Genomic DNA, 19,618 nt, shown 5'->3' with positions numbered 1-19,618 from the left:
AGAAACGCCGGCCCGGCCTGCCGCGGCCGGCGTTTCCGTGTCTGCCCGGCGGCGGCTGGGCCGGGGGTCGCGTGCGAGGCAGGGCAGCCATCGCCATCCGCGCCGCCCCCCGTCGCCGGTCGAGCGTTCTCTTCCGCAGGCCCGCCCGCTATACTGCCTCCCTCTCCGGTTGAAGCCCCATGATGCACGCCCGACCCGCGACACCGCCCGACGTCTCCGCCATCGCCTTCGTCGCCGCCCAATCGGACACGGCGCAGGAGGCGCTCATGCGGCTGCGCCACCGCTACGGCCATACGCCGCCGGACATGGCGGACGCCATCGTGGCGCTGGGCGGCGACGGCTTCATGCTGGAGACGCTGCACCGCTACATGGCCATGAACAAGCCGATCTACGGCATGAACCGCGGCACCGTCGGCTTCCTCATGAACACCTACGGCGAGGACGACCTGCCGCACCGCCTCGCCCGGGCGCAGAAGGTGGTGCTGCATCCTTTGCGCATGATCGCCGCCACCCGCGACGGCGAGCAGATCACGGCGCTCGCCATCAACGAGGTCTCCATGCTGCGCGAGACGCGCCAGGCCTCCAAGCTGCGCATCAGCATCGACGGCAAGGTGCGCCTGCAGGAGCTGATCTGCGACGGCGCGCTGGTGTGCACCGCCGCCGGCTCCACCGCCTACAACCTGTCGGCCCATGGCCCGATCCTGCCCATGGGGTCGAACGTCATGGCCCTGACGCCCATCAGCGCCTTCCGGCCGCGACGCTGGCGGGGCGCCATCCTGCCGCACACCGCCAAGGTGGCCTTCGAGATCCTGGAGCCGGGCAAGCGCCCCGTCTCCGCCGTCGCCGACTACACCGAGGTGCGCAACGTGGCGCGCGTCGAGGTGCACGAAGCGCGCGACGTCCAGCTCACCATGCTGTTCGACCCCGAACACAACCTCGAGGAACGTATCCTGAGCGAGCAATTCGCCCCATGACCTTGCCCGACCGCCGGACGGTGGGGGCCTGGACACTTTCCCTCGGGCTGGGGGCGGCCGGAGGATGGATCTTCACGCAGATCGGCGCGCCGCTGCCGTGGATGCTCGGTGCCATCTTCGCCAATCTGGCGGCGGCCATGGCCGGGCTGCGGCCGAAGGTGCCGCAGCCGCTGCGGTTCGGCATGGTGGCGGTGCTCGGCGTCATGCTCGGCAGCGCCTTCACGCCGGGCATCTTCGACCATATCGGCGACTGGGTGGTGAGCCTCGTGGGGCTCCTGTTCTACGTCGTCGCCTCCACCGGGGCGGTCATCCTGTTCTTCCGCCGGGTGGTGCGGTTCGGCCCGGTCACCAGCTACTTCGCGGCGGCCCCGGGCGGCCTGACGGAAATGATCCTGGTCGGCACCAGCATGGGCGGCGACGAGCGCGTCATCAGCCTGGTCCACGCCATCCGCATCCTCATCACCGTCTTCACGCTGCCGTTCCTCTACCAGATCTTCGCCGGCTACGACCGTCCCGCCGGCGGCCTGCCGCCCGCCGACGCGCTGGTGACGGCGACCGACCTCGGCCTGCTGGCGGCGAGCGCGGTGATCGGCGCCCTGGTGGCCAAGCCCCTGCGCCTGCCGGCCTATTTCCTGACCGGGCCGATGATCGGCAGTGCCGTCGTCCACCTCGCCGGCCTGACCGCCGCCCACCCGCCGCCGGTGGCGGTGGCGCTGGCCCAGGTGGTGATCGGCGCGGCCATCGGCAGCCGCTTCGTCGGCGTGCCGCTGAAGGCCATGCGCGACACCTTCGTCGCCTCGCTCGGCTCCACCAGCATCATCCTGGTCATCGCCGCCGGCTTCGCCTGGACGGTGCAGGCGCTGACCGGCATCCCCTTCTCGTCGCTGATCCTGGCCTTCAGCCCCGGTGGCGTGGCGGAGATGTCGCTCATCGCCATCTCGCTCGGGCGCGACGTCGCCTTCGTGTCGACGCACCATCTGGTGCGCATCATGATCGTGGTGATGCTGGCGCCGCTGGCCTTCAAGATCCTGCGGCGGTGGCTGGGGGAGGAAGGGGAGGGGCGTTAAGCCCCGCCCCTCACCACCGGAACGCCGGCACGTAGGCGGTCGGCGTCACGCCTTCGCGGGCGGCCACTTCGGCGACGCGGGCCGGGTCGGCCAGGTCGCCGTAGCCGACGCCCAACTCTTCGCCGTGGATGCCGGCGGTGCACAGGATGGTGTCGATGCCCGCCGCCGTGCCGCCGGCGATGTCGGTGTGGAAGCTGTCGCCGACGGTGGCGACGCGGCTGCGGTCGCCGAGGCCGAGGCGCTCCAGGCACAGCTCGTAGACGGCCGGGTCGGGCTTGCCGCGCCAGCTGACGGGGCCGCCGCCCAGCTCCTCGTAGCGGTCGGCCATGGCGCCGGCGCAGAGGATGCGCTTGCCGGCGCGGATCACCACCCGGTCGGGGTTGGCGCAGACCAGCGGCAGCTTGCGCGCGGCGAGGGCGCGCAGTTCGGGTTCCAGGTCGTCCAGCGTCTGCTCGAAGGAGCGCGGGCCGGTGTCGAGGATCCACGAGGCCTCGGCCGGGTCGTCGACCATGCGGAAGGGGGGGAGGCCTTCGAGCACGCTCTCGTCGCCGCGGCGGCCGAGGTAATAGACCGTGTCGCCGAGGCCGGCGTAGAACGGGTCGCGCGGGCGTTCCAGCTCCATGCGCACCGCTTCGCCCGACGACAGCACCTGATCGTAGAGCGCCCGGTCGATGCCCATGGCGGTCATGGCGTTCTCCACCACCACCGAGCGGCGGGGGGCGTTGGACAGCATGATGACCGGCTTGCCGGCGTCCTTCAGGGCTGCCAGCGTCGCCACGGCATCGGGGTAGGGGGTCTGGCCGTCGTGGACGACGCCCCACAGGTCGAGGATGAAGGCGTCGTAGCGGTCGGCCAGCGCACGCAGGCCGCTGTGGCCAGGGATGGTCTCGGGCATGGGGCGGGCTCGTTCGCTCGGTCGGTGGTCGGGCGGATCAGGCGTCGGGCAGGTAGGGCAGGACGTGGTCCTCGCCGTTCCAGCGCACGAACTCCACCCCCGTCACGGCGGTGATGGGCAACTCGCCGTAGAGGTGGGGGAACAGGCCGCGCGGGTTTTCCTCCCACTTCACGATGTCGGCCACCTGCCCCGAATCGATGCTCAGCAGCACCACGTCCTCGCCGGGGAAATAGCGCGCGGCGCTGCCCGGCACCTGGTCGGCGGCGGAGCAGTGGATGAACCCGTCGCGCTTGTCGTGCTCCGAGCCGGTGAAGGTGCCCGCGGCGACCGCAGTCTGCCAGTCGTCCATGCGGCACAGCTTGTAGATGAGGCGTTTCTGCATGCGCCGGACCCTACCGCCAATCGGCCCGGCGCACAATGAGGACGGCAGCATGCGGCCTCCGTTCCGGTGTCCCCCGGGCGTGCCCCGGGATCGAGGAATGAACGCCTTTTCATGGTTCCAAGGTGCAGGCGTGCCTTGCCGTCGGCGGATCGTTATGGAATAGATGCCCCTCCCGACCTTCGGCCGCGATCCCTTCCGGCGCCGGACAAGGCAACGCATGATCGTCATCGAGAATCTGAAGCACGTCTATCCCGGCGGCCGTCGCCAGCCGGCGCGCACCGCCATCCACGACCTGTCGCTGAGCGTGCCCGCGGGTGCTTTCTGCATCCTGTCCGGCCCCAACGGCAGCGGCAAGTCGACCCTGTTCCGCATCCTCTGCGGCCTCGCCCGGCCGAGCGCCGGGCGCGTCGCCATCGCCGGCCACGACATGGCCTCCGCCGCCGACGAGGCGCGCCGTGTCATGGGCGTGGTGTTCCAGAGCCCGGCCGTCGACAAGCACCTGGCCGTGCGTGAGAACCTGGAGCTGCATGCCGCCCTCTACGGCATCCGCGGCGCCGAGCTGCGCGACCGCATGGCGGAAGCGCTCGGCTGGTCGGACCTGAAGGACCGCCTGAACGACAAGGTGGAGACGCTGTCGGGCGGCCTCGCGCGGCAGGTGGAACTGGCCAAGTGCCTGCTCACCCGCCCCCAGGTGCTGCTGCTCGACGAACCGACCACCGGCCTCGACCCGGCCAGCCGCCGCAGCTTCCTGACGGTGCTGAAGCGCGTGCAGAAGAGCCGCGGCATGACCGTGCTCATGACCAGCCACGTGTTCTCCGAGGCGGAGGACGCCGACAGCGTCGCCATCATGCGCGACGGCCGGCTGCTCGCCTACGACAGCCCGGCGGCCCTGCGCGCCCGCATCGGCCAGGAAGTGCTGGTCATCCAGGCGCGCGACGCCGCCGTGCTGAAGGTCGGCCTCGCCGCCACGCTGGGGCTGCCGGTCGCCCGTTACGGCGACGAACTGCGCGTCGAGGACCTGCCGCCGGCCGAGGTGCCGCGCATCGTGGAGCGGGCGCTGACCACCCACCGCGACGAGATCCTGTCCATCGCCGTCAAGCAGCCGACGCTCGAGGACGTATTCATCCACATCACCGGCAAGAGCCCGGCCGAGGCCCAGGCCGCCGGCCGCGTCGAGGAGGGCGCGCTCGCATGATCCGCTTCGCCGCCGCGCTCGCCCGCCGGGAATTCGTGCGCTTCATCCGCCAGCCGCAGCGCGTCGCGGGCTCCATCGGGCAGCCGCTGCTGTTCTGGGCCTTCCTCGGTGCCGGCCTGACGCCGTCCTTCCAGCCGCCCGGCATGGAGGGCATGACCTATACCGAGTACTTCTATCCCGGCGTCCTGATGATGCTGATCCTGTTCGCCGGCATCTTCTCCACCATCACGGTGATCGAGGACCGCGACCAGGGCTTCCTGCAGGGCGTGCTGGTGGCGCCGGTGCCGCGCCTCGCCATCGTGCTCGGCAAGGTCGGCGGCGGCACGCTCATCGCCCTGTTCCAGGCCATGATCCTGCTGGTGGCGGCACCTTTCATGGGCATGCTGCCGGGCCTCGGCGGGTCGCTCATGGTGCTGGCGGCGCTGGTGCTGTCGGCGCTCGGCTTCACCGGGCTCGGCTTCTCCATCGCCTGGACCATGAAGTCGACGGCCGGCTTCCACGCCATCATGATGGTGTTCCTGTTCCCGCTGTGGCTCTTGTCGGGCGCGCTGTTCCCCATGGAGAACGTGCCGACGTGGCTGCATTGGGTGATGCTGGTCAACCCGGTCGCCCATGCGCTGACCGTTCTGCGCGGCCCGTTCTACGAGGCGCCGGCCGTGCTGCTGGCCGATGGCGGATACCTGACGTCGGTCGCCGTGCTGGTGGCCTGGGTGGCGCTGTCGCTGTGGGCCAGCACCAAACGGGTGAACCGCCGCGAGCAGGGCCTCACCGGCCCTGCTGCCGACGCCGCCGCCGCGCCCGCCGGACCCGCTTGACCAGCACCGGGGCGAGCGCCACCACGGCGAGCCCCATGAGCGGCAGCAGCACCTCGCCGGAAAACAGGATGTCGCTCGGCACGAACTCGGCGGCGGCGAGGCCCGACAGGCTCGACCCGATGCCGCCGAGCACGAAGGCGATGGGCAGCAGGCCGAGCAGGGTGGCGACGAACACCTTGCCGAGGTGAATGGGGAAGACCACCGGCACCAGGTTCACCAGCCACGCCGGCAGCACCGGCAGCAGGCGCGCCGCCAGCAGCCAGTTGAAGCCGTCCTCCGTCACCGCCTCTTCCAGGTGGGAGATGCGGTGGCCGAAGCGGCGGTCGATGGCCTCGTAGATGAGGATGCGGCCGAAGTAGCCCACCGTGAGGGCGCAGAGCGCCGCCCCCGTCGCCGCCAGAAGCGGGCCGACGATGTTCCCGAACAGGTAACCGCCGGCCAGCATGATGACGATGCCGCCGGGAAAGGGCGTCACCTTGCCGAGCGTCGCCACCGCCAGGAAGGCGACGGCGCCGAGCACGGGGTTGAGGCCCACCCAGTACTCGATGCCGCGCTGGGCGGACCGCAGCACGTCCCCGACCCCGCCGCCGTAGCGCACCAGGAACCAGGCGCAGGCGGCGGTGAACAGGGCGAGGAACAGGATCAGGAAACGCCGTTGCATCATGCCCGACCAACGGCGGCGGAGGCGCGGGGGATCACGGCTGGGTCTGGGGCCGGGGAGGGCGGCCCGGCACGCGAACGTGGCGGAGGCGGGCGAGCAGGATCTGCCGATCCCGCTCCATGGCGCGGCAGGCTATGGCGATGGACGCCGGCAGCGCCGTTTCCTTGGTCTTGTAAGCCTTGACGGTGCGATCGCTGGTGCCGAGCACTTCCGCCGCTTCCGCATTGGACAGGCGCATGCGGTCCATCCACTGCGCGAGGTCGACGCCCGTCATGTCCGTCTGCTCCTCGCCCAGGCGGCGAAGCGCACCGGCCGAGTAATCCAGGTCGTCGCTCCAGGCGATGCCGCCGCCGGCATTGATGATGCGCACGCGGCGAAAAACGGCCGGGTCGCGTAGCGGCGCGAACGCTTTGAGACGATGGACGACGCCCGTCATGTCGATTCGGCAGGCTCCACCGTCGGCGAAGGTGGCGTGAAGCACGAATGGCACGTCCTCGTCGGGACGGACGTGCGTCACGCGCGGAATGTCGGTTTGCGTCACCATTCGTCGTCTTCCTCGTTGTAGGCCCGCCAACGCGCGTTCAGCGCGTCGCGGTTGGCTTCGGCCCAGGCCAGCGCAGCCCGCAGGGCTCGTGGCGAAACTCGTCCGGCCATCACCGTCAGGGCGTCGATGCGGACGGTGCAGGCGGCGTTCCCTTCCAGCACGTGAAAGTGCGGCGGATTGTGGTCTCCGCGATACATGTAGAGACGCGCGGCGCCGAGGTCGACGATGAGCGGCACGGTCTTCCTCCGGCAGCCGACGTGGCTAATCTAGTGCAAAATCTTCACAAGAAAAAGCCCCTCGCGCAGGCCGCGCGAGGGGCGTCCGGTTCCGTCGGAACAGTAGGGTCCGCCTTCAGCCGTTCACATCCACCACCACGCGGCCCGTGACGGCGCCCTTGAGGATGCGCTTGCCGAGGTCGGGGAGGTCGGCGAGCGTCGCCGGGTGGATCATGGCGTCGAGCTTGTCCAGCGGCAGGTCGGTCACCAGCCGGGTCCAGGCTTCCTCGCGCTCGGCCTTCGGGCACATGACCGAGTCGATACCGAGCAGGTTCACACCGCGCAGCAGGAAGGGCACCACCGTCGTCTCCAGCTTGTTGCCGCCGGCCAGGCCCACGGCCGCCACCGCGCCGCGGTACTTCATCTGCGGCAGGATGTTGGCGAGCATCTGGCCGCCCACCGCGTCGACGCAGCCGGCCCAACGCTCCTTCAGCAGCGGCTTGGTCACCGGCTCGGCGAATTCGCCGCGCGGCACGATGGTCGTGGCGCCGAGGTCCTTGAGATAGGCCTCGCTCTCCGCCTTGCCGGTGACGGCTTCCACCGTGTAGCCGAGCTTCGCCAGGATGGCGACCGCCACCGAGCCGACGCCGCCCGTGGCGCCGGTCACCAGCACCGGGCCGGCGTCGGGGGTGATGCCGTGCTTTTCCAGCGCGATGACCGCCAGCATGGAGGTGAAGCCGGCGGTGCCGACCGCCATGGCGCGGCGGGCGTCGAGCCCCGGCGGCAGCTTGACCAGCCAGTCGCCCTTCACCCGCGCCTTCTGGGCATAGCCGCCCCAATGGACCTCGCCGACCCGCCAGCCGGTGAGCACGACGGCGTCGCCTTCCTTGAAGTCGGGGTGGGAGGACGCCTCCACCGTGCCGGCGAAGTCGACGCCCGGCACGTGCGGATAGGTGCGCACCAGCCCGCCGAGGCCGTTGAGCACCAGGCCGTCCTTGTAGTTCAGGGTGGAATGCGACACCCGCACGGTCACGTCGCCCTCGGGCAGCGCGTCGTCGGTCAGGGTCTCGAAGGCGGCCGTCACCGTGCCGTCGTCGCCCTTGGTCAGCACCAGGGCCCGGAACTCGTTCGCAGCCGTCATGGGAATCGTCCTCCGCTCGCGTTTCTGTCCTGTGCGGCCACCTTAGCAGAGCCGCCGCCTCGGACAAACGCAGGCAATGGACGGCAGCCGCCCGGACCGCTAAAACTGCCGCCGTGACGACACCATCGGATACATCATACCCCGGACTGTACGACGCGGGCCGCGGCGAAGGCCCGCGCGACGCGGTCGTGCGCGCCACCCTGACCCGGCTGGAGATCCGCGACCAGCGCGGCCTGCTGCTGTCCGTCTGGCCCTATGGCGAGGTGACGCCCCTGCCGGCGGAGGATCCGACCAAGGCGCTGCGGATCGGCTGCCGTACCAAGCCGCAGGCGTCGCTCGCCGTGCTCGACCCGTCCTTCGCCGGCGTGCTGCGCGGCCGCCTGGCCACCGCGCCCAAGCCGGCCCGCCCGCCGCGGCGACCCTGGCGTCTGCGTCTGCCGATGCCGTCCTTCGCGCGGGCGCACGGCGGACTGGCGGCGGTCGGGCTGGTGGTGCTCGGCGTTGCGCTCTATGGCGTGGCGGCGGTGGCGGCGCCGCGGGTGGCGGCCTCGCTCGCCGACCGCCTGCCCACCACCTGGAGCGTCACCTGGGGTGCCGGCCTGTCCGCCGCCGCCGGCGCGCGCTGCGAGGAAGCCGCCGGGCGCGAGGCGCTGGAGGCCCTGGCCGGCCGCCTGCAAGCCGCCGCCGGGCTCAACTACCCCATCACCGTCACCGTGGTCGACGAGGCCGCCGCCGAGGCCCGCGCCTTGCCGGGCGGCGAGATCCTGCTCACCCGTGGGCTGATCGACCTGCTGCGCACCCCCGACGAACTGGCCGGCGTGCTCGCCCACGAAGTGGCGGCGACCCGCGATTGGGGGCCGGAGCGTGCCATCCTCGCCAACCTGGCGCTGCCCGACCTGGTGGACGTGTGGCGCGCCGGCGCCCAGGCCGACGCCACCGACATGGCCGCCGCCCTCGACCGCGCCGTGCCATCGGCGGCGGAGCGGGCGGCGCTCGACCGGGCGACGCTGGCGCTGCTGGAGAACGCCGGCCTGCGCACCCGCGGCCTCGCCGCCTTCCACGACGTGGTGGCGAGCAAGGCGGTGCAGGATGGTCACGCGCCGCTCTACGCCCGCACCCACCCCGCCGACCGCGACCGGGTGGAGCGGCTGCGCAGCGGCTCCGCCGGCGGGGCGCCGGCGCTGACCTACGCCCAGTGGGGGGCGGTGAAGGCGCTGTGCACCCGCGCCTTCGGCACGCTCGCCTCCGACGGCGGCACCGGCTGACGGCCCCGGGGGCTTTACCCGGGCGGCGGGCGCCCTCACATGGGAGCGGCATCCACTCGCCGGGAGGATACACCGCCATGCCGCCGACTCGTTCCGCGATCCCGCAGCCGATCATCGATCTCTACGACGAGTACACCCACGCGCCCCTCGACCGCCGCGCCTTCCTGGAGCGTCTGGCGGCGCTGGCGGGCGGCTCGGCGGCGGCTTATGCCCTGCTGCCGGTGCTGGAGAACAACTATGCCGTCGCACAGATCGTGGCGCCCGACGACGCCCGCCTGAAGACCGAGGAGGCGTCGATCCCGGCGCCCGGCGGCGGCACGGTGGCGGCCTACGTCGCCAAGCCGGCCGATGCGGCGGGGCCGCTGCCGGCGGTGGTGGTGATCCACGAGAACCGCGGCCTCAACCCCCACATCCGCGACGTCGCCCGCCGCATGGCGCTGGAAGGCTACGTTGCGGTGGCGCCCGACCTGCTGTCGTCGGCCGGCGGCACCCCCGCCGACGAGGACAAGGCGCGCGAGATGATCGGCCAGCTCGACGCCGAGAAGACCCTGGCCGAGGCGCTGGCGGTGGTCGATTACGCCCGCCGGGGGCGCGACGACGTGACGGGGCGCGTCGGTACCGTCGGATTCTGCTGGGGTGGCGCCCTGGTGAACCGCGTCGCGGCGGCCGACCCGCAGGTGAACGCCACCGTCTCCTACTACGGCCGGCAGCCGTCGGCGGAGGAGGCGAAGAAGATCGCGGCGCCCCTCATGCTGCATTACGCCAGCCTGGACGAGCGCATCAACGCCGGCATCCCGCAGTTCACGGCGACCCTGGTGGAGGCGGGCATCCCCTACACCCTGCACGTCTACGAGGGCGCCAACCACGCCTTCAACAACGACACCAACGCCGCCCGCTACGACGAACAGGCGGCGACGCTGGCCTGGCAGCGCACCACCGACTTCTTCGCCAGGCATCTGAAGGGGTGACACCGGCGGCGGGTCATGGAGCCGGACCCATCCGTCCGGCTCCAGAATACCCCATTGTATCACTCGGCCATTTTGCTTGACGCGGCCCGGGACGCTGTCACACTTGAAGTCAATGAGACACGAACGCATGTGAAATGCGTCAACCGCGAAACATAATTCCGCGAGACTTCACGGGAGTGCCGCCCATGGCGAGGATCGTACCCGACATCATCCCGAGCACCCAGGACGTCTACATCGTTCCGCCCGACTCCAGCGTCCGCGATGCCGCCAGGCTTATGCGCGAACGCAACATCGCCGCCGTCATGATCTGCGACGGCGACCAGCTGGCCGGCATCATGACCGAGCGCGACATCGCCGCCCGCGTCGTCGCCCAGGGCCGCGACCCCGAGGCCACCACGGTCGCCGAGGTCATGACCCCCGACCCCGACACCCTGGCGCCGGGCGACCAGGCCTCCAGCGCGCTGCGCATGATGCGCGAGCACAACTACCGCCACCTGCCGGTGGTGGAGGACGGACGGCCGGTGGGCATGGTGTCCATCCGCGACCTCTACGCCACCGTGCAGTCGGAACTGGAAACCGACATCGCCAACCGCGACGCCTACATCTTCGGCGAAAGCTACGGCGCCACCGCCTGAAACACTTTTCCCTCTCTTGCGTATCATCGACCCGACCCGTCGCCGGCTTCCGGCGGCGGGTCTTCCCTTTACGCCATGTCGCTGACGTTGACGTAAACGGAAAGCCGCCCCATCATCAGGGAACCTTACGAGATCACCCGGAGTCGCCCCGATGCCCCTCAGCCCGCCCGCCGCCCGCGAGAAGCAGCACACGCGCACCGTCACGGTGGAAGGCTACCGGCGCGACGACGGCCTGTTCGACATCGAGGGTCGGCTGGTCGATACCAAGACCTACGGCTTCCCCAACCAGGACCGCGGCCGCATCGAGGCCGGCGAACCCCTGCACGGCATGGAGCTGCGCCTGACCATCGACGGCGACATGCTCATCCACGCCGCCGAGGCGGTGACCGACTACGGCCCCTTCGCCATCTGCCGCGACATCAACCCGGCCTTCCACCGCCTTGCCGGGCTGCGCATCGGGCCGGGCTTCCGCAAGCAGGTGCGCGAGGCGTTCGGCGGCGTGCACGGCTGCACCCATCTGGTGGAACTGCTGCTCGGCCCCATGGCGACCACCGCCTTCCAGACCCTCTATGCCGAGCGCGAGCGCCAGGGCCGGTCCGGCGCCGCGCCGGCTCCGGGCGAGCGGCCGCGCATCATCGACACCTGTCACGCGCTGGCGAGCGACAGCCCGGTGGTGCAGCGCCAGTGGCCGGAGTGGTACACCGGCGACTGACGCCGCCGTCACTCCCGCCGGTCGGTCGGCGTGGCGGTGAGGGTGGGTTCGCGGCGCGGCGGCGGGGCCTCCTGCGGTCGGCCGGCGTGGCGTGGCCGCGCGGCTTTGGCGGCCGGACGCCGACGCGGACGCAGCAACAGCGCCGGCGCCTTGCACAGCTCCCACAGCAGCAGCCCGAGGACCAGGCCGACGGCGGCATGCACGGCGGTGGCGGCGGTCAGGGGCAGGGCGGGGACGAAGTCGCCCAGGGTGGCGGCGGCGATGGTCCGGTCCATCTGCGCCAGCAGGGCGAAGGGCCGCCACAGCGGCGCGACGTCGACCAGGGCGTCGCGCAGGGCGCTCAGGTGCTCCACGCGGGCGGCGAACTCGGCCACCAGCTGGTCGCGGGTGGCGGTGGAGACATCGGGCAGCAGGGCGCCGTCACGGGCCTGCTGCAACACCATCACCGCCTCGTCCAGGCGTCCGCCCAGGCGCTGCACGTAGGCGGCGGTGAAGGCCTGCCCCTGCGAGGCGGTCGCCCCGAGCACGGCACCGAACACGGCGCCGGCGGCGCTGTCGAGCTTGCGGCCTAGCCAGCCCACCACGTCTTTCCCCTGGTTGCTACGGCGGTGCACACCAAGCCACCGCCGGTGGCGGCTGTCAACGCCCGGGAGGCGGGGGACGATCGTGGGCGTGTGGCGCCGTGGCTGGCCGGATCGCCCGCGGCAACCACCGCGGTGTCATGCCCGGCCTCCGAGCCGGGCCTCCACAGCGCGCACGGCGCCTGTCGTGGAGGACGGCGCCCCTGTCGGTCGCCGGTGGCGCCGTGGATGGCCGGATCAAGTCCGGCCATGACATTTTCTGACGCTATCTCAATATGTTGTCATGCCCGGCCACCGAGCCGGGCATCCACGGCGTGCACGGCACTTGACGCGGAGGACTGCGCTCCTGGCGGCGGCCGGTGACGCCGTGGGTGGCCGGATCAAGTCCGGCCATGACAATTTCTGACGCTCGAGCCGGGCCTCCACGGCGCCTGTCGTGGCCGACGGCGCCTCCGCCCGTCAGATCCGGCTGCTCAGCCAGATGGCCAGCTTGGAGCCGTTGCGCACCATGTTGTAGAGCAGCCCGTAGCCCGGCGCCTGCTCGGCCTTGTGCTCGTAGCCGATGTCGCGGTGCTCCAGTTCCTCCAGGCGGAACTTTTCCACCGTCTCGCGCAGGTCGGCTTCGTCGTCGCCCAGCTTGTCGCGCTGTTCGGCGTAGTGCTCGTCGATGGCTTCTTCCACCGCCACCGTACAGGCCATGGCCGCCTTCTCGCCGAGCAGGGCGGTACCGGCCCCGAGCGCGAAGCCCATGACGTGCCACAGCGGCTGCAGGGCGGTCGGGCGCACCTGGCGACGGCCGACGGTGTCGGAGAAGTAGCGCAGGTGCTCCTTCTCCTGGTCGAGCATGTGGCGCAGCGTCGGGCCGATATTGGTGCGGCCGAGCACCGCCAGCTGCCCTTCGTAGATGCGTACCGCGCCGTATTCGCCGGCCTGGTTCACCCGGCACAGGCGGTCGAGGAACTGGTCGCGCGACGGGTCGCCGGGCAGGCGGTCGTCGCCCGTGCGGCGCAGGTTGCGGCGGTCGGCGGTGCTGCGGTCGTCCATGGTCAACGGCGTCTCCACACATCGCTGCGGGCGGCGGCGGCCAGCGACGCCGCGCCCAGGATCAGACTGAAGGCGATATTGTAGCCGGGCAGCGAGATCCCGAACAGGGACCAGCCCACTTCGTCGCAGCGCGCCAGCTGCGGCGGGTTTTCCAGCGCCGCCTGCAGCTCGGCCAGGCTCTGCGGGGCGCCGCCGGCCGGGGCGGTGCACTGGGCGGTGCCGGCCCACAGCTTCTGCTCGACGCCGACGTGATAGACGGCGAGGCCCATGTTCGCCAGGAAGGTGAGGCCGCACAGCACCACGATCACCCGCCGCGTCGCCGGGCTCAGGCCCGGCAGCAGGCCGAGGGCCGCGAGGCCGCCGGCCACCGCGTAGGGCACGCGCTGATAGAGGCACAGGATGCACGGCAGCACGCCGAAGCCGTACTCCAGCGTGTAGGCACCGGCGAGGGCGGCGGCGCAGACGGCGAAGATCGCCAGCGGCACCGCCCGGTCGGGGGAGAGCGTCATGGCCATGGTCACAGCACCTTCAGCAGCGCGAAGCCGCCGAGCAGCAGGACGAAGAAGGCGATGGTGAGCTTGCCCAGGTGCTTCTCGATGAACGAGCGGATGGGCGGGCCGAACTTCCACAGCAGCGCCGCCACCAGGAAGAACCGCGCCGCCCGCGACACCACCGAGGCGATGCCGAACACCACGGGGTCGAGCTGCGTCACGCCGCTCGCGATGGTGATGACCTTGTAGGGGAAGGGCGTGAAGCCCGCCATGCCGACGATCCAGGCGCCCCACTCGTTGTAGAGCTGCTTGAAGGCGTCGAACTTGTCCAGGTAGCCGTAGAAGCCGAGGACCGCCTGGCCGATGGTCTCCCACAGGAAATAGCCGATGGCGTAGCCGGCATAGCCGCCGACCACGCTCGCCACCGTGCAGACGGCGGCGATGCGCCATGCCTTCTCGCGCGCCGCCAGCACCATGGGGATGATGAGGACGTCGGGCGGAATGGGGAAGATGGAGCTTTCGATGAACGAGATCACCGCCAGCGTCCACAGGGCGTGGGGCTGGCTCGCCTGGCGCATGGTCCAGTCGTAGGTCCGCTGCAGCACGGATGCGGGCTCCTTGCGGATAAGGGGGCGCCGGACCTTTATCAGGTCGGCGCGTCGGCGGCAACGCCCGCAAGGCGTTGCGGCGGCTGCGCGGGCGGTGTAGAACGTGCGATCCGTGGCGCACGGAACACCCTGCGGGGGCGTGGCGGAATTGGTAGACGCGCTCGACTCAAAATCGAGTGGCTTCGGTCTTGGGGGTTCGAGTCCCCCCGCCCCTACCACACGGAAAGGCGCCGGAGGCCATGGGCTTCCGGCGCCTTTTTCCTGTCATTCCGCGGCTTCCGCGCCGGCGTCCGCCGCGGCCGCCGGGGCCAGCACCACGTTGGCGTCGCCCCAGGCCTTCAGCGCCGCGACGACCGGCCGCAGGCTCTCGCCGCGGGGGGTGAGCGAGTATTCCACCTTGGGCGGCACCTCGGCATAGACCCGGCGGGCGACCAGGCCGTCTTCCTCCAGCTCACGCAATTGTGTGGTCAGCATGCGCTGGGTGCAGTTGGGCAGGCGGCGGCGCAGCTCGTTGAAGCGCAGCGTGCCGCTCTCCATCAGGTGGAACAGCACCAGCCCCTTCCACTTGCCCTCGATGAGATCCAGCGTCCCTTCCACCACGCAGCCGGGGCTGCAGTCCATGCGGCGGTGCCGTACGCGGGCCATGACGGTATCCTTTTCGACACTATGGGCTGAAATTGTGCGTTCTTGCGAGGTTTGACGATAGGGCGCAACTGTCTCCTTCACAAGCAACACCGCACAGGAGACACGCCCATGCGTGCCGTCGCATACACCACCGCCGGCCCCCTCACCGCCACCGGCCCCCTGGTCGATGTCGAGCTTCCCCGCCCCGAGCCGCGCGGCCGGGACCTGCTGGTGCGGGTGGAGGCGGTGTCGGTCAATCCCGTCGACACCAAGGTCCGCGCCAGCGCCTCCGCCGAGCCCGGCGGCCACAAGGTGCTGGGGTGGGACGCCTCGGGCGTCGTGGTCGCGGTGGGATCGGAGGTCACCGGCTTCGCGCCCGGCGACGCCGTCTGGTACGCTGGTGCCCTCGACCGGCCGGGCAGCAACGCCGAGTTCCACCTGGTGGACGAGCGCATCGTCGGCCGCAAGCCGGCGAGCCTCGACCATGCCACCGCCGCCGCCCTGCCGCTGACCGCCATCACCGCCTGGGAGACGCTGTTCGACCGGCTGCGGGTGCGCGAGCCGGTGCCCGGCGCGGCCGCCGCCATCCTGATCATCGGCGGTGCCGGCGGCGTCGGCTCCATCGCCGTGCAGGTGGCGCGGCGGGTGGCGGGGCTGACGGTGATCGCCACCGCCTCGCGCCCCGAGACGGCCGCCTGGGTGCGCGACCTCGGCGCCGACCATGTGGTCGACCATTCCAAGCCCCTGGCGCCGCAGGTGGAGGCCCTGGGCATCGGCGCGCCGGCCTATGTCTTCGCGACCACCGGCACGGCCGGGCATCTGGCCGACATCGCCGCGCTGATCGCGCCGCAGGGGCGGGTCGCCGTCATCGACGATCCGCAGACGCTCGACATCATGCCCTTCAAGCGCAAGAGCGTGTCGGTGCACTGGGAGATGATGTTCACGCGCTCGCTGTTCGGCACGCCCGACATGGCGGCGCAGGGCGCGCTGCTGACCGAGGTGGCGGCGCTGGTGGACGCCGGCACCCTGCGCAGCACCCTGTCGGAGGTGCTCGGTCCCATCGACGCGGCAACGCTGCGCCGGGCCCACACCCTGATCGAGAGCGGGCGGACGCGCGGCAAGCTGGTGCTGCAGGGCTTCGGCCCCGCCGCTGGCTGATGGCTGCAGGCGCCATCCCTACAGGCGCAAACGACAACGGCCGGCCCCCGTTTCCGAGGGCCGGCCGCATCGTGTCTGCTCGCCGCCGGGCGCCGAAGGCGTCCGGGCCTGCGCTCGGGATCAGGCGATCTCGATGCGCTCGGCCTGCGGACCCTTCTGGCCCTGGCTGACGGACAGCTTCACGCGCTGGCCCTCGTTCAGACCCTGCAGGCCCGAACGCTCCACGGCGCGGATGTGCACGAAGATGTCGCGACCACCGTCGTCGGGGGTCACGAAGCCGAAGCCCTTCTCGCTGTTGAAGAACTTCACCGTGCCCTCGGACTCGCCGATGATCTCGGGACGGCCGCGGCCGCCACCGAAGCCACCGCGGTCACCGCCGCCGAAGCCGCCACGACCGCCGCCGAAGCCGCCGCGGTCGCCGCCGCCGAAGCCGCCGCGATCACGGTCGCCGAAGCCGCCACCGCCGCCACCGGCCGACGGCGTGCCCATCTCGAGGACGGAAACGACGGCATCGACCTGCAGACCCTTGCCGCCCGGACGGACGGTGCAGGAAATGCGGGTGTTCTCGGGCAGGGCGGACAGGCCGGCACGCTCCAGCACGGAAACGTGCAGGAAGGCATCTTCGCCCGCCGGCTCGGTCTTCACGAAGCCGAAGCCCTTCGAGGCATTGAACCACTTGACGGACGCCTCGGTCGGGGTCGCCGGGCCGCCAGCATCGTCATCGTAACGGGACCGCCGGTTCATACCCGGGCCGCCGTGACCGGGAAAGTCCCCGGCATCTCGTTTCCACGCCATGGTGCTCGTATCCAACTCACAAGTCGCCCACGCCTCCTTGCCGGCGCGGCGGATCGTAAACGCAGTGGGATCGCGGGGGAGGGAGCCGTTACCAGCTTTCCGCCGTTGATCCCGGCAGGCTCCGACGAGCCTGCATGGGGGCTTCGGGCGAAAGATCGCTGGCGGCGGCAAAGGCGAGCACCAGAGAATCGTCGACCAGAAGGAAATCGAGAACGGCACCCAGAACCACAGGGTCCTGCGCCCGTTCCCTTAACTCCGCCGGCCCCATCCCGGTCAGGGCGAGGAAGCGGTCGATCAGCGCGTCATCCGCGGCGACGAACGCCAGGGCCTGCAGCCCCACCGTCTCGGCATCCGGTCCAACCCGTTTCGACAGGCGCGTCATGCGGTGTCGAAGTCCTCTCGAACGTCACTCGGTCCTGCCCGGCGAAAGCCGGCACCCGAAACACATATAGCATGCTCCGCACGCCCGCGCATGGGGGAAACGCGCGCGAAACGGTGGACTGCCGATTTTTCGTTCGTCCGATGAATGCCTTCGCTGCAGCCGATGGGCGGCCCGCCGAGTCGACGGCCGTCAGGCGACGCCGTTGAACCCGCCCCACAGGGCGCCGTCCTCGTCCTCGAGGGCGTTGACCAGGGCTTCCCGCGGCTCGGCCTCGTCGCCCTCGGGCGGCCGCTGCCAGTCCACCCGGGCCAGTTCCTCCAGCACCTGCTGGGCGCGCCGCAGGGCTTCATAGGCGCTGCGGTGGAGGCTGGAGGCCGGGACGCCGGCCGGGGCGGCTTCCACCGCTGCCGATTCGCGCGGCGACGGACGCTCGGACATCCAGGGCGCCAGGGCCGGGTCGCCGGCCTGACGCTGTTCCGCCGCAGCCTTGCGGGCGGCGGCCTGGGCGCGGGTGACGGCGGACGAGGCATCGGCGGTGGCCGCGCCGGTCCCGGCGGCGGGGCCGTCGAGGCTGCTGCGCAGGGCCTGGCGGATGTTGCCCGCCTCGGTCCGCACGGCGCGGGCGACCGCCCGGGCGCGTTCGGAGTCGCCGGTGGCCGAGGCCATCTGGGCTTCGAGCATGAGGGCTTCGATGCGCAGGCGCGACAGGGCGACGCGCTGCGCCGCCATGGCTTCCCCGCCTGTCGAGCGTCCGCCGGCGTCGCGGCGGCCGGACGCGGCGACGGCGGCGGTGCCGGCGCCCACGTTGGCGCCGAACCCGGCTGCGGCGCCGTCGAAGGACGACGAGGCGGACCCGCCGGCGGCGGCGACGGCCGCGACGGCTGTGCTTCCCGAGTCGCCGATTGCGGCGCTGGCTGCGATGGGTGGCGGACGGGCGGCGTCCAAGGGCGCCGGCACGACCGCCGGAATGAGGCCGGTCTTCATGGGCTTCTCCCTGGTGCCGGGGAGCAGGTTCTACGCTCCCATCGCAAAAGTAACACCGAAAGACGAACCAGTCACTCCTCCGGTTGGGTCCGCGTGCCGAAAGTGCGCCGCGACACGACCTCGTGGCCGTATCTTTCCCGCAATACATCGATTGCGCGCTCGCGGCGGGCATCGCGGTGCCGGGCGAGGTCGAAAAGGTCGGGTTGGTCGGCAATACTTTCGTCGCAGAGGTCCGCGACTCCGATGCCGATCAGGCGGAAGGCGCGGCCGTCGGCCTCGTGCGACAGCAGGGCGCGGCCGTGCCGCCACACCACGTCGGCCAGCTGGGTCGGCCCCGGCAGGCGGTGGCTGCGGGTGAGGGTGCGGAAGTCGCGGGTCTTCAGCTTCAGCACCACGGTGCGGCCCGCGACTCGGCCCTTCTTGCAGCGCTGCGCCACCTTCTCGCACAGCGGCCACAGTTGCTGCTCCAGGGCGTCGAGGCGGTGGATGTCGATGTCGAAGGTGGTCTCGGCGGAGACGCTCTTGGCGGGCCGGTCGGGGGTGACGCGGCGGTCGTCCTCGCCGCGCGACCGCTGCGCCAGGGCGCGGCCGAGCTTGCCGAACTGCAGGGCGAGCCGCGACTCCGACACCTGCTGCAGATCGCCGATGGTCTTGTAGCCCGCCTGGAACAGCCGCCGCGCGAAGGCCTCGCCGACGCCGGGGATGTCGCGCACCGGGCGCGGCACCAGGAAATCCCTGGCCTCGGCCCGGCCGATGACGGCGAAGCCCTGCGGCTTGTCGAGGTCCGACGCCATCTTGGCGAGGAACTTGTTGTAGCTGAGGCCGATGGAGACGGTGATGCCGATCTCGTCGCGGATGCGGTTCTGGATGCGGGCCAGGGTCGCCGCCGGCGACTCGCCGTGGGCGGCCGCAGTGCCGGCGAGGTCGAGGAAGGCCTCGTCGAGCGCCAGCGGCTCCACCAGCGGCGTCGCCGCCTCGAACAGGGCGCGGATCTGGCGGCTGACGGCGGCGTACTTGGCCATGTCGGGCGGCAGCACCACGGCGTCGGGGCACAGTTGCAGCGCCTTGTACATGGGCATGGCAGAGCGCGGCCCGTAGCGCCGGGCGATGTAGCAGGCCGTCGCCACCACGCCGCGATGACCGCCGCCGATGAGCAGCGGGCGGTCGCGCAGCTCCGGCCGGTCCCGCTTCTCGATGGAGGCGTAGAAGGCGTCGCAGTCGATGTGCGCGAGACTGAGGTCGAACAGCTCCGCGTGCCGGCGCAGGCGCTCCGACCCGCAGGCGGGACAGGCGAGCACCGCGGCGGGAATCTCGGTCAGGCAGTCGCGGCACAGGGTGTGGCTCATGGTCGGGGCAGTCTATCACCACCCACCAAACAAAGCATGAACTTCCGCCGCCCGCTCCGACCGCCGGGGCGTGTCTCTTCGACCATAGGCGTATTTTTTGTGCCGATCGAAGGGCGGCCGTGCTTGACGTTGAAAA

At 71.3% G+C, this 19,618-nt stretch carries 24 protein-coding genes and 1 tRNA gene; 10 read left to right on the top strand and 15 right to left on the bottom strand.

The genetic code is table 11. The annotated features are described in order from the left end of the window. Window positions 1-179: 179 nt before the first annotated feature. Together CRP50_RS13715 and CRP50_RS13710 are read left to right on the top strand one after the other, a co-directional pair. Complete coding sequence (locus CRP50_RS13715) at window positions 180-974, top strand: NAD kinase (RefSeq protein ID WP_245913474.1); 795 nt, start codon at window positions 180-182, stop codon at window positions 972-974. Further along, a complete protein-coding gene (locus CRP50_RS13710; protein WP_097279735.1) occupies window positions 971-2,041 on the top strand; it encodes an AbrB family transcriptional regulator in 1,071 nt (356 codons plus the stop codon). Before CRP50_RS13715 ends, CRP50_RS13710 begins: the two co-directional genes overlap by 4 nt. Before the next feature lie 10 nt (window positions 2,042-2,051). On the opposite strand, the gene CRP50_RS13705 is transcribed toward CRP50_RS13710, so the two are convergent. Together CRP50_RS13705 and CRP50_RS13700 are read right to left on the bottom strand one after the other, a co-directional pair. Next, window positions 2,052-2,936, bottom strand: coding sequence for a TIGR01459 family HAD-type hydrolase (locus CRP50_RS13705; RefSeq protein WP_097279734.1), 885 nt, complete (start codon window positions 2,934-2,936; stop codon window positions 2,052-2,054). A 37-nt stretch (window positions 2,937-2,973) separates the two neighbouring features. Further along, window positions 2,974-3,318, bottom strand: coding sequence for a DUF952 domain-containing protein (locus CRP50_RS13700; RefSeq protein WP_097279733.1), 345 nt, complete (start codon window positions 3,316-3,318; stop codon window positions 2,974-2,976). Between the two features lie 217 nt (window positions 3,319-3,535). Between CRP50_RS13700 and CRP50_RS13695 the strand changes: the two genes are divergently transcribed. After that, window positions 3,536-4,513 carry an ATP-binding cassette domain-containing protein gene (locus tag CRP50_RS13695; RefSeq protein WP_097279732.1) on the top strand — a complete coding sequence of 326 codons (978 nt, stop codon included), beginning with the start codon at window positions 3,536-3,538 and terminating at the stop codon, window positions 4,511-4,513. Next, a complete protein-coding gene (locus CRP50_RS13690; protein WP_097279731.1) occupies window positions 4,510-5,328 on the top strand; it encodes an ABC transporter permease in 819 nt (272 codons plus the stop codon). Before CRP50_RS13695 ends, CRP50_RS13690 begins: the two co-directional genes overlap by 4 nt. Here CRP50_RS13690 and CRP50_RS13685 read toward each other — a convergent pair. The 4 genes from CRP50_RS13685 to CRP50_RS13670 all read right to left on the bottom strand — a co-directional run bounded on the left by CRP50_RS13685 (window position 5,279) and on the right by CRP50_RS13670 (window position 7,889). Further along, complete coding sequence (locus CRP50_RS13685; RefSeq protein WP_097279730.1) at window positions 5,279-5,992, bottom strand: TVP38/TMEM64 family protein; 714 nt, start codon at window positions 5,990-5,992, stop codon at window positions 5,279-5,281. The genes CRP50_RS13690 and CRP50_RS13685 overlap by 50 nt on opposite strands. 31 nt (window positions 5,993-6,023) lie before the next feature. Then, window positions 6,024-6,533, bottom strand: a complete 510-nt coding sequence (locus tag CRP50_RS13680) for a DUF2442 domain-containing protein (RefSeq protein WP_097279729.1) — start codon at window positions 6,531-6,533, stop codon at window positions 6,024-6,026. Then, the gene (locus CRP50_RS13675; RefSeq protein ID WP_097279728.1) at window positions 6,527-6,769 is read right to left on the bottom strand and encodes a DUF4160 domain-containing protein; all 243 of its coding nucleotides are present in this window, start codon (window positions 6,767-6,769) and stop codon (window positions 6,527-6,529) included. The genes CRP50_RS13680 and CRP50_RS13675 overlap by 7 nt, the downstream gene beginning before the upstream one ends. A 115-nt stretch (window positions 6,770-6,884) precedes the next feature. Next, complete coding sequence (locus CRP50_RS13670; RefSeq protein ID WP_097279727.1) at window positions 6,885-7,889, bottom strand: MDR family oxidoreductase; 1,005 nt, start codon at window positions 7,887-7,889, stop codon at window positions 6,885-6,887. A 188-nt stretch (window positions 7,890-8,077) separates the two neighbouring features. Between CRP50_RS13670 and CRP50_RS13665 the strand changes: the two genes are divergently transcribed. From CRP50_RS13665 to CRP50_RS13650, 4 genes are all read left to right on the top strand, one after another. After that, window positions 8,078-9,154 (top strand): M48 family metalloprotease, encoded by a 1,077-nt coding sequence (locus CRP50_RS13665; protein WP_097279726.1) that lies wholly within the window; start codon window positions 8,078-8,080, stop codon window positions 9,152-9,154. A 77-nt stretch (window positions 9,155-9,231) separates the two neighbouring features. After that, complete coding sequence (locus CRP50_RS13660; protein ID WP_097279725.1) at window positions 9,232-10,122, top strand: dienelactone hydrolase family protein; 891 nt, start codon at window positions 9,232-9,234, stop codon at window positions 10,120-10,122. 185 nt (window positions 10,123-10,307) lie between these two features. Then, window positions 10,308-10,757 (top strand): CBS domain-containing protein, encoded by a 450-nt coding sequence (locus CRP50_RS13655; protein WP_097279724.1) that lies wholly within the window; start codon window positions 10,308-10,310, stop codon window positions 10,755-10,757. A 151-nt stretch (window positions 10,758-10,908) separates the two neighbouring features. Then, a complete protein-coding gene (locus tag CRP50_RS13650) occupies window positions 10,909-11,469 on the top strand; it encodes a DUF2889 domain-containing protein (protein WP_097279723.1) in 561 nt (186 codons plus the stop codon). Between the two features lie 8 nt (window positions 11,470-11,477). On the opposite strand, the gene CRP50_RS13645 is transcribed toward CRP50_RS13650, so the two are convergent. The 4 genes from CRP50_RS13645 to CRP50_RS13630 form a co-directional block, all read right to left on the bottom strand. After that, window positions 11,478-12,083, bottom strand: coding sequence for a DUF2937 family protein (locus CRP50_RS13645; RefSeq protein ID WP_141415132.1), 606 nt, complete (start codon window positions 12,081-12,083; stop codon window positions 11,478-11,480). A 426-nt stretch (window positions 12,084-12,509) separates the two neighbouring features. After that, window positions 12,510-13,094: a demethoxyubiquinone hydroxylase family protein gene (locus tag CRP50_RS13640; protein WP_097279721.1), complete on the bottom strand. Its 585-nt coding sequence runs from the start codon at window positions 13,092-13,094 to the stop codon at window positions 12,510-12,512. 2 nt (window positions 13,095-13,096) lie between these two features. Beyond that, window positions 13,097-13,609 (bottom strand): disulfide bond formation protein B, encoded by a 513-nt coding sequence (locus tag CRP50_RS13635; RefSeq protein ID WP_097279720.1) that lies wholly within the window; start codon window positions 13,607-13,609, stop codon window positions 13,097-13,099. A 2-nt stretch (window positions 13,610-13,611) separates the two neighbouring features. Further along, the gene (locus CRP50_RS13630) at window positions 13,612-14,190 is read right to left on the bottom strand and encodes a YqaA family protein (protein ID WP_097279719.1); all 579 of its coding nucleotides are present in this window, start codon (window positions 14,188-14,190) and stop codon (window positions 13,612-13,614) included. Between the two features lie 136 nt (window positions 14,191-14,326). Here CRP50_RS13630 and CRP50_RS13625 point away from each other — a divergent pair. Continuing rightward, window positions 14,327-14,411: transfer RNA gene (locus CRP50_RS13625), tRNA-Leu, on the top strand. A gap of 46 nt (window positions 14,412-14,457) precedes the next feature. On the opposite strand, the gene CRP50_RS13620 is transcribed toward CRP50_RS13625, so the two are convergent. After that, window positions 14,458-14,838 (bottom strand): winged helix-turn-helix transcriptional regulator, encoded by a 381-nt coding sequence (locus CRP50_RS13620; protein WP_097279718.1) that lies wholly within the window; start codon window positions 14,836-14,838, stop codon window positions 14,458-14,460. A 108-nt stretch (window positions 14,839-14,946) separates the two neighbouring features. Between CRP50_RS13620 and CRP50_RS13615 the strand changes: the two genes are divergently transcribed. Beyond that, entirely contained in the window at window positions 14,947-15,975 is a 1,029-nt protein-coding gene (locus CRP50_RS13615; RefSeq protein ID WP_097279717.1) for a zinc-binding alcohol dehydrogenase family protein, read from the top strand. Window positions 15,976-16,095: 120 nt separating this feature from the next. Here the strand turns inward: CRP50_RS13615 and CRP50_RS26360 are convergent, their stop codons facing one another. From CRP50_RS26360 to CRP50_RS13595, 4 genes are all read right to left on the bottom strand, one after another. Then, window positions 16,096-16,719, bottom strand: coding sequence for a cold-shock protein (locus CRP50_RS26360; protein WP_097279716.1), 624 nt, complete (start codon window positions 16,717-16,719; stop codon window positions 16,096-16,098). A gap of 139 nt (window positions 16,720-16,858) precedes the next feature. Continuing rightward, window positions 16,859-17,152, bottom strand: a complete 294-nt coding sequence (locus CRP50_RS13605; RefSeq protein ID WP_097279715.1) for a DUF3572 domain-containing protein — start codon at window positions 17,150-17,152, stop codon at window positions 16,859-16,861. 189 nt (window positions 17,153-17,341) lie between these two features. Beyond that, window positions 17,342-18,136 carry a hypothetical protein gene (locus CRP50_RS13600; RefSeq protein ID WP_097279714.1) on the bottom strand — a complete coding sequence of 265 codons (795 nt, stop codon included), beginning with the start codon at window positions 18,134-18,136 and terminating at the stop codon, window positions 17,342-17,344. Window positions 18,137-18,207: 71 nt separating this feature from the next. Continuing rightward, entirely contained in the window at window positions 18,208-19,482 is a 1,275-nt protein-coding gene (locus CRP50_RS13595) for a DNA polymerase IV (RefSeq protein WP_097279713.1), read from the bottom strand. Window positions 19,483-19,618: the final 136 nt, after the last annotated feature.

The sequence above is a fragment of the Caenispirillum bisanense genome (assembly GCF_900230255.1).
Classification (GTDB): domain Bacteria; phylum Pseudomonadota; class Alphaproteobacteria; order Rhodospirillales; family Rhodospirillaceae; genus Caenispirillum; species Caenispirillum bisanense_A.
This window is presented reverse-complemented; position numbering and strand designations above follow the sequence as displayed.